The organism is Gallibacterium genomosp. 2, from assembly GCF_000771895.1.
GTDB lineage: Bacteria > Pseudomonadota > Gammaproteobacteria > Enterobacterales > Pasteurellaceae > Gallibacterium.
This window is the reverse complement of the sequence record NZ_JPXY01000024.1, coordinates 132,865-142,330: the sequence shown is the minus strand read 5'-3', so window position 1 is coordinate 142,330 and position 9,466 is coordinate 132,865. Positions and strand designations below refer to the sequence as shown.

Annotated in this window: 9 protein-coding genes; 2 read left to right on the top strand and 7 right to left on the bottom strand. The window is 39.1% G+C overall.

Annotation, left to right across the window (positions count from 1 at the left end; genetic code table 11):
• Nucleotides 1-564: 564 nt before the first annotated feature.
• The 5 genes from P375_RS06090 to pflA all read right to left on the bottom strand — a co-directional run bounded on the left by P375_RS06090 (nucleotide 565) and on the right by pflA (nucleotide 5,439).
• Nucleotides 565-1,617 carry an AEC family transporter gene (locus P375_RS06090; RefSeq protein ID WP_245176430.1) on the bottom strand — a complete coding sequence of 351 codons (1,053 nt, stop codon included), beginning with the start codon at nucleotides 1,615-1,617 and terminating at the stop codon, nucleotides 565-567.
• A 38-nt stretch (nucleotides 1,618-1,655) separates the two neighbouring features.
• Entirely contained in the window at nucleotides 1,656-2,300 is a 645-nt protein-coding gene (gene adk / locus P375_RS06085) for an adenylate kinase (RefSeq protein ID WP_039096858.1), read from the bottom strand.
• A 72-nt stretch (nucleotides 2,301-2,372) separates the two neighbouring features.
• Nucleotides 2,373-3,644: an AmpG family muropeptide MFS transporter gene (locus tag P375_RS06080; RefSeq protein WP_039135498.1), complete on the bottom strand. Its 1,272-nt coding sequence runs from the start codon at nucleotides 3,642-3,644 to the stop codon at nucleotides 2,373-2,375.
• 13 nt (nucleotides 3,645-3,657) lie between these two features.
• Nucleotides 3,658-4,674, bottom strand: a complete 1,017-nt coding sequence (gene galE, locus P375_RS06075; protein ID WP_039135495.1) for a UDP-glucose 4-epimerase GalE — start codon at nucleotides 4,672-4,674, stop codon at nucleotides 3,658-3,660.
• Nucleotides 4,675-4,698: 24 nt separating this feature from the next.
• The gene (gene pflA / locus P375_RS06070) at nucleotides 4,699-5,439 is read right to left on the bottom strand and encodes a pyruvate formate lyase 1-activating protein (protein WP_039135492.1); all 741 of its coding nucleotides are present in this window, start codon (nucleotides 5,437-5,439) and stop codon (nucleotides 4,699-4,701) included.
• Between the two features lie 615 nt (nucleotides 5,440-6,054).
• Here pflA and mutH point away from each other — a divergent pair.
• Complete coding sequence (gene mutH / locus P375_RS06065) at nucleotides 6,055-6,741, top strand: DNA mismatch repair endonuclease MutH (RefSeq protein ID WP_039135489.1); 687 nt, start codon at nucleotides 6,055-6,057, stop codon at nucleotides 6,739-6,741.
• A gap of 74 nt (nucleotides 6,742-6,815) precedes the next feature.
• On the top strand, nucleotides 6,816-7,538 hold the full coding sequence (locus P375_RS06060) for a TerC family protein (protein ID WP_021460797.1): 723 nt from the start codon (nucleotides 6,816-6,818) through the stop codon (nucleotides 7,536-7,538).
• A 53-nt stretch (nucleotides 7,539-7,591) separates the two neighbouring features.
• On the opposite strand, the gene purN is transcribed toward P375_RS06060, so the two are convergent.
• Together purN and purM are read right to left on the bottom strand one after the other, a co-directional pair.
• Nucleotides 7,592-8,242 carry a phosphoribosylglycinamide formyltransferase gene (purN, locus tag P375_RS06055; RefSeq protein ID WP_039135487.1) on the bottom strand — a complete coding sequence of 217 codons (651 nt, stop codon included), beginning with the start codon at nucleotides 8,240-8,242 and terminating at the stop codon, nucleotides 7,592-7,594.
• Entirely contained in the window at nucleotides 8,242-9,282 is a 1,041-nt protein-coding gene (gene purM / locus P375_RS06050) for a phosphoribosylformylglycinamidine cyclo-ligase (protein WP_039135483.1), read from the bottom strand. The genes purN and purM overlap by 1 nt, the downstream gene beginning before the upstream one ends.
• Nucleotides 9,283-9,466 lie beyond the last annotated feature (184 nt).

Sequence of the window (9,466 nt, the reverse complement as noted above, 5' to 3'; positions counted from 1 at the left end):
TGAACTACCGCTCCGCATTTGTGGTGCGCATAATAATATCGTTGAGAGATCTCGTCAACCTCTTTTTATGAAATTCAGTTTAATTGATGAATTGATAAGCTAAAGAGCAAAATTTACGACAATTTCTTTCAACAAAAATGTCTTAATGGCGAATTTTTTGCCATTTTAGAAAGGTGTCATTTTTTGATTTTTCAGAAAGTAACTTTGCTTAAAGCAGAATCATTTGAAAATAAACAGCTAAAAAGATGAGTAAAATTATCTTTTTATCCAATTTTCAGCAATTAGCAAACATAATCAATAACAGATATTTTCACCTTTATCCGTATTCAGTGTTTTACTCAAATTTATAGTGACTTTTACTATTTATTATCAGATATGTGAAATACTGATTAGAACACTTCGTTTTCAAGCCTTTGATTTTTTTCGATAATACTTTTCTATTACGCTGTTTTTAAATTTTACACCGATGTTTCATAAACGATATGAGCAGTTGTTTTATCATTTTTACCACTATCAATATCATTAAGTAAAAAATAAAATCTACATTTGGTCGAAACCAAAAAATTACATCCAATTCAACTGCTTCAAAATCACAATCCCAATGGCAGAACTCACAATCGCGCCAATGGTGGTGATGCCAACAATATTAGCGGCGGTTTTGGCATTGCCGCCCATACTCCGCACCATTGGGTAACTGGCGACGGCAACCGGTGTGGCGCTCATTAAGAAAATCACGCCTAAACTGATGTTGTCTAAATTAAACACTCGTGCGAAAACCACCATCACTAACGGTGCAAAAAAGATGCGCCCGATACTGGATTGAAAAGCGATTTTTGAAGAGGTATCCATTCCTTTTAAATCCAAGCTGGCGCCGGTGCAGAGCAGTGCCAACGGTAATGTCATTCGGGAAAGATAATCGCCGGTGCTGATCAGCGGTTTAGGAATAGTGAAACCGAGTTTGCTGATGAGTAATGCCAACACAATCGAAATGACCAATGGATTTTTCGCAATTTGGCGCAAGATGTGCATAAGGTTTGGTTTGCCGTTGGCAGCAAGTGAACGGCTTAGGGTAATCACAGCTAAAATATTGTATAAAATGGTGATGACCGCCGTATAAACCGATGCGGTGGCGATGCCGGCGGAACCGTAGGCATTGGCACAGAGTGATAACCCGATAATGCCACTATTACCACGGAAAACGCCTTGTACAAAGGTGCCGCGTTCACGTTTATCTTCAATATATTTGGCGGCGTAAAATTCAGACAGTAAGAAAATAATGATACAGCCGAGATAACCGACAGACACCATTTTGAGCTGTGCGGCATAATCGGTCGGATGTTGCACAATGCTGAGGAAAAGCAGTGCAGGTAAGGTGATGTTGAAAACTAATTTTGATCCCTGTTGACTGAATTGTTCGTTGATCATTCCGATACGACGCAGATAGATACCTAAAAATAGCATTAAAATATTTGGTAAAGTCACGCCGATAGAAAATGATATGGATGATAGAAATCCCTCCATTTTTACCTCACTTGTCGGGTTAATATAGCAACGAGGAGTTAGCTCATTGTGAGTAAAAAAAGTGTGCTGATGAAATTGATCAGCACACGTTGCCATTATTTTATGTTTCGTGAGAAACGTTAATTGAAAGGGAATTAACCTAAAATTTCTGCCAATTTTGCGCTGACGGTGTCAACGGTTAATGTACCATCAAGACGGAAATAAGCTGTTTGGCCGGCATCCGCTTCTTTTTTATAATAATCAACTAATGGTTGAGTAGTTGAATGATACACTTTTAAACGATCTAATACGGTTTCAGGTTTATCATCAGCACGGATAATTAAATCTTCACCGGTTATATCGTCTTTACCTTCTACTTTTGGTGGATTGTAAACAATATGGTAACTGCGTCCTGACGGCTGATGTACACGACGACCGCTCATACGTTCAACGATCACTTCGTCTGGAACGTCAAATTCCAATACAAAATCAATAGTAATGCCGGCTGATTTTAAAGCATCTGCTTGTGGAATAGTGCGTGGAAAACCGTCTAATAGGAAACCTTTAGCACAATCAGGCTGTGCTACACGATCTTTAACTAAGGCGATGATTAAATCATCCGGCACTAATTTACCAGCATCCATTAAGACCTTCGCCTGTTTACCTAAATCAGAGCCTGCTTTAATTGCGGCACGCAACATATCTCCGGTTGATATTTGTGGAATACCGTATTTATTCATAATAAATTGGGCTTGTGTGCCTTTGCCTGCGCCCGGTGCGCCTAAAAGAATAATTTTCATAGATACCTCTTGTTGTCAAAAATATGAATACCTTACCTGTATGTGGTAGTAAACACAAGCTAAATTAAAAATTTATTGCTCAGTTGTTGTTGCTTTGTAAGGAGCAACCCAAAGCAAGCATAACATCCCTGGAATCGCCAACACGAAACAGAGTAGATAAAAATGATAATAACCTAATTGCTCAATCAGCCAACCAGCACTTGAACCTAATAATGTACGAGGCAGTGCTGCCAAACTGGTGAATAACGCCAATTGAGTGACAGTATAAAGAGGGTTGGTTTCTCTTGCCATAAAGGCAACAAAAGCAGCAGTACCTAAGCCGATGCCAATATATTCGCCACCGACTACCAAAGCTAACGCAAGTAATTCAAAATGTCCGATTTGTTGGAATTGTCCAAAATGTGCCAACCAAGCGAATCCTAAAATAGTTATAATTTGAACTAGTCCGAACCACCATAATGCTTTATTAATGCCAATTTTTAACATTAAAATCCCACCTACAATGCTTGCGATCAACATTGGCCATAAACCGGCGTTTTTAGCGATTAAAGCAATATCCAAACTACTGTATCCCATATCAATATAAAAAGGAGTCAATAGTGCAGTTGCCATAGTGTCGCCGAGTTTATATAGACACATAAACGACAAGACTAAAATCAGCTGTTTTGCTCCTTTGCGTTGGTAAAATTCGGTAAAAGGCTCAATGACAGTCTGTTTTAACGTTTTTGGTGGTGTTGCTTTTAGTAACGGTTCTTGTGCGATAAAAAGCGTTGCTAGTAAACCGGGAAACATAAAGAATGCAGTGATGATGAAGACACTATTCCAGCTGTAATAAGCACTTAAAAAAATAGAAAGTGAAGCTGGCACCAATCCGGCAAGACGATAGGCATTAACGTGGATAGAATTGCCTAAACCTAATTCATTATCGCTTAAAATTTCACGCCGATAGGCATCTAGTACAATATCTTGTGTAGCGGAGAAGAAAGCCACAATGATGGAAAGGATAGCGATTGTTTTTAAATCTTGTTGAGGGGTTAGACAAGAAAATTCCAGTAGAGTAATTAGTAACAGTAATTGAAATAGAAAAATCCAACCACGTCTCCGACCTAATAGCGGTAAAGCATATCGATCCAGCAGTGGAGACCAAAGAAATTTCCAAGTATAGGGTAAGTTAATTAAGGTGAACAGACCGATAGTCTTCAGATCAATCTGTTCGCTACGCAGCCAATAGGGAATCAGGCTGACTAAAATATAGAGCGGTAAACCAGAGCTAAAACCGGTAAATACGCAAATTAGCATATTACGACTAAAAATTTGCTTAGAAACGGAAGTATTTACCGGCATAAATTGTTCCTGATTACTCTTTATATCCGTTCGGATTATTTTTTTGCCAATTCCAAGTGTCACGCATCATTTGTTCCAAATCACGCTCAGTTTTCCAACCAAGTTCTTTTAATGCTAATGATGGATCAGAATAGCAAACGGCAATATCGCCTGGACGGCGGTCAGTTAGACGATATGGGATCTTAATATTATTTACCTTTTCAAAGGCGTGTACCATATCTAATACGGAATAACCGGTTCCTGTACCTAAATTATATATATGCAGACCAGCATCATTTTCGTGACGATTCAGTGCCTTAAGATGCCCGACTGCTAAATCAACCACGTGAATATAATCACGCACACCAGTGCCATCGTGGGTTGGATAGTCACTACCAAAGACGGAAAGTTGTTGTAATTTACCAATTGCCACTTGGCTGATATACGGCAAAAGATTATTTGGAATACCATTAGGATCTTCACCGATTAAACCACTTTCGTGCGCACCGACCGGATTGAAATAACGCAAGATGGTCATACTGAATTGTGGAATAGCTTTCACTACATCCATAATGATACGTTCCACCATAAATTTTGATGTGCCGTAAGGATTGGTTGTGCCTCCAACATTGCATTGTTCTGTAATAGGGATAATTTCCGGATCACCATAAACAGTGGCTGAGGAACTGAATACAAAATTGAAAACACCGGCTTGACGCATTTCATCAAGCAGCGTCAACGAGCCTTCAACATTATTACGATAATACTCAATCGGTTTGACCACGCTTTCGCCTACCGCTTTTAAGCCGGCAAAATGGATCACGGATTCAATTTTATGGTCGGCAAAAATGCGTTTTAATAAGGCACGATCCAACACATCGCCTTGATAAAATGTTACCGCTTTGCCGGTGATCTGTTTAACACGATCCAAAGATTTAGCTGAGGCGTTGGAAAGGTTATCCAACACCACCACTTCACGATTGGCATTGAGTAGTTCGACAACAGTGTGCGAGCCGATATAACCGGCACCGCCTGTAACCAAAACCGCCATTGTTACCTCCTTCGGTAAATTAATTTAATATTTTACGGTTAAGCCGAATTGTTCCAACTGAGCCTTAATTTTTTCCAATGACTCTTTTGTTGGCGGCTTAACATCTTCCAATTCATATTTTAAGCCGAGCGTTTCCCATTTATGTTTACCCAACTGGTGATAAGGGAGCAGTTCGACTTTTTCGATATTCTTCATATCTTTAATAAATTCGCCCAATAACTGCACCGAGTGTTCATCATCGGTGTAACCCGGCACGACCACATAACGAATCCAAGTTTTTTGGTTACGTTTTTGCAGATATTTAGCAAATTCCAACGTGCGTTTATTGGAAACGCCGATTAAATCCTGATGAATGCTGTCATCAAGCTGTTTTAAATCAAGCAGAACAAGGTCGGTTACATCGAGCAATTCATCGATCACCTGATCATAATGACGCACAAAACCGTTGGTATCTAAGCAAGTGTGGATACCCTCTTTTTTGCAAGCACGAAACCAGTCACGAATAAATTCTGGTTGCAAAATAGATTCACCGCCGGAAGCGGTAACACCACCGCCGGAGGCATTCATAAAGTGGCGATAAGTCACCACCTCTTTCATTAACTCTTCAACGGTAATTTCCTTACCGCTATGCAAATCCCACGTGTCACGATTATGGCAATATTTACAGCGCATTAAACAGCCCTGAGTGAATAAAATAAAACGAATTCCAGGGCCATCAACCGTACCGCATGACTCAAAAGAATGGATTCTTCCAACTGCTGACATTTTACCTGCCTTTATAATTATAGTATCTTCAAAAATTTTTTAATTTTAACTGAATTTGTTGTAAATGTCAGGCAGCGTTAATTACTGCTTTTTTGCGTTAAATCATCTGTTTGCATTAAATTGTATAACAATAGAAATTTTGTTCACTTACTTGGGTATAACTTTCCATTTAGTGGTTATAAATCTTACTTCTGTGGATAACTTTGTGGAAAAATTTAGATAAATTTGTGAAATGTGGTGGATGTATATTTTTTCTAATTGATTTTAAATAAAATTTTAACTATGACAGTTTTTGAGATTTTGTCTAATTTTTTATAAAATCACACATTGCTATTTCCAAAAGATTAATCTTTGGGTCATAAAAGTTTTAAAAAGCTGTTAAATTTAAAAAAATCAATACTGTTTTTTTATCCATATTGTGAGTTATTCAGAGAAACTGTGGATAAAATTGTGATTGAATGGCAGGAATTATGCGTATAATTAAATTAGCGTTGTTTTTTTAAACAGTGTGAAAAATAAATTTACTGATAAATCATTAGCTTAAAAATAATTGCCTAAAAAATAGTAAATTGGAAAACTCGAGTTTATTTTTTAATCAAATATTAAGGAGTCATCTTGAACGCCCCACTTACGGAATCACAATTAATGCAACGAGCTTATCAGCTTGCTGGCAGAACATTTGTTGATATTGCCGAGCAATTACATATTGTCGTACCACAAGATTTAAAACGAGATAAAGGTTGGGTAGGTAATTTAATAGAGTGTGCTTTGGGTGCATCTGCTGGCAGTAAGCCGGAACAGGATTTTGCCCATCTCGGTATTGAATTGAAGACTGTGCCGATTAATCGTTTTGGGGAGCCGTTAGAAACGACTTTCGTAAGTTTGGCACCGTTGATAGATAATAATGGCATTGTGTGGGAGTGTTCGCACGTGCGTTATAAATTGTCAAAAGTGTTGTGGATCCCAGTTGAGGGTGAACGAGGGATTCCATTGGCTCAGCGTCGTGTTGGACAGCCGATTTTATGGCAGCCGAGTGCAGAAGAAGAGGAGCAGTTAAAACAGGATTGGGAGGAGTTAATGGATTTAATTGTGTTAGGAGATGTAAAGAAAATCAATGCGCGTATAGGGGAGGTAATGCAGTTGCGTCCGAAAGGTAATAATAATCGAGCGATTACTAAAGCTATCGGACAACAGGGACAGATTATTGATGCGTTGCCATTAGGTTTTTATTTGCGAAAAAATTTTACTGCCAATATTTTGCGTAATTTTCAAAATAGAAGCTATTCCCTTTCACATCGTTAACTTTTATAGTATCGCCCTCTTGTCGCAGTGAAATAGGTGGCGAGAGTTTGATTAACTTTTAATTTGGAGCATTTATGTTGGAGTGGATCAGTAGCCCGGAAGCGTGGGTTGCTCTTTTTACCTTAACGGCGTTAGAAATTGTATTGGGTATTGATAACATTATTTTTATCAGTATTTTGGTGGGGCGTTTGCCTGTACATCAGCGCCAATCCGGACGAGTTTTAGGGTTAGGTTTGGCGATGGGAACACGTATTTTGTTATTGCTTTCATTAGCGTGGATTATGCGTTTAACCGAACCGCTTTTTTCCGTGATGGGGTATGCAATTTCTGGACGAGATTTGATTTTATTGATTGGTGGTTTGTTCCTATTGGTAAAAAGTACTTTGGAAATTCATCATAATATGGAAGAGAGTGCCAGTACAGAAGAAAAACCAGTGAAAACAGTGAATTTTATTGGTGTTTTAATCCAGATTGCATTGCTTGATATTGTGTTTTCACTCGATTCAGTGATTACTGCGGTGGGAATGGCTAATGATGTTGAAGTGATGATTTTAGCGATTATTTTGGCGGTTGGTGTGATGATGATTGCGGCAAAACCGATAGGAGATTTTGTAGAAGAACATCCGACATTAAAAATTTTGGCATTGTCGTTCTTAATTTTGATCGGTGTTTCTTTAATTGGCGAAGGTTTGTCGTTCCATATTCCGAAAGGTTATATTTATTTCGCTATGGGTTTTTCGGTTTGTGTTGAAATGATCAACCTAAGAATGCGTAAACATTTGAGCAAAAAGGGGTAAGGAGAAAAAAGCATACACTTGATCTGATAGTGTATGCTTTAAATCTAAATAGGTTATTTCTGATATTCAACAATCGGCGAAGTCAGCGGTTTGTCGTCAAAATAGGCTTCGGAGTGATAGCTAAGACGACCATCGACAAACCAAGAAATCACTTGCGGATAATAACGCTGTTCATACTGTTTGACTCGATTGCAGAGCGAATCTTCATCATCTGTCGCCAAAATCGGCACTTTGCACTGAAATACTACCTGCCCGCCGTCCATCTCTTCATTGACAAAATGAATACTGAAACCGTGTTCACTGTCGTGATTTTCCAATGCACGTTGATAGGTGTGTAAGCCGGGATATTTAGGCAACAGAGAAGGATGAATATTGAGAATTTTTCCTTCAAAACGTTGTGTGAAAGTGGCAGTTAAAATTTTCATATAACCGGCAAGCACAATCAGATCAACTTGATATTGTTCTAAAATATCGGCAATCGCCATATCCATTTGTTGATTATCAGCATAAGATTTACGTAAAAAAGTATGCGTCGGGATATTGGCGTTTTTAGCACGTTGCAGACCATAAACATCCGCTTTATTGCTGATTACGGTAACAATATCGGCATTAAGTCTACCGGCATTACAGGCGTTGATAATCGCCTGTAATGTTTGTCCTTCGCCTGAAATCAGAACGGCAATTCTTTTTTTATTTGATGACATTAGCGGATAATTACCTGTTTTTTGTCTTGTTCATCAAGGTGTTCAATTTGCCCGATAACCCACACTTTTTCGCCGGTTTGTGCGAGCAGAGCAAGCGCAGTTTCAACATCTTCCTGTGGCAAAGCAATCACCATTCCGACACCACAGTTGAAGGTGCGATACATTTCGTGAGTATCCACATTGCCGTTTTGTTGTAGCCATTTGAAGATTGCCGGCCATTGCCAGCTCTGTTCATTAATTACGGCACGAACGTGATCCGGCAAAACGCGCGGAATGTTTTCCCAGAAGCCGCCGCCGGTCAAGTGGGCAATGGCGTGCACATCCACACGTTTAATTAATTGTAAAATGGATTTCACATAAATTTTGGTCGGTGCGAGCAGATGTTCCGCTAACGGTTTTCCTTCTAAAAGTGTTTCGGCAGCGGACACTTTTGCGACTTCAAGAATTTTACGAATCAAGGAATAACCGTTGGAGTGCGGACCGGAAGAGGCTAATGCAATTAATGCATCACCGACACGAACTTCGCTGCCATCAATAATTTTATTTTTTTCTACTACACCGACACAGAAACCGGCAAGGTCATAATCATTAGCGTGATACATTCCCGGCATTTCAGCAGTTTCACCACCAATTAATGCACATCCGGATTGTTCACAACCATCCGCAATACCTTTGATCACATCACTAGCAATATCAACATCCAATTTGCCAGTGGCATAGTAATCAAGGAAAAAAAGCGGCTCAGCGCCTTGAACAATTAAGTCATTGACACACATAGCAACCAAGTCAATACCAATAGAATTATGTTTGTGCAGATCAATCGCTAAACGTAATTTTGTGCCGACACCGTCTGTTCCGGACACCAAAATCGGCTCTTTATATTTGCTCGGAATAGCACACAATGCGCCAAAACCGCCTAATCCGCCAATCACCTCAGGACGACGTGTGCGTTTGACGTGATGTTTGATACGATCAACTAATTCATTACCGGCATTAATATCGACACCAGCATCTTTGTAACTTAAAGTTTGTTTGTCCACTTTTGCTCCTTTGCAGGGTTTATAGATGATTTCGGGCGCAGATTGTACCACGATTACGCAATCGTTTGCGATATTGATCAAGGGGAAAACGGAGAAATATTTTGAGGTAGATTAGGTTATTATCATATTTTTCCGTTATTCGCTGGCTATTTTCGGTGTGAAAGTATAAAATCGTGCGATTTTT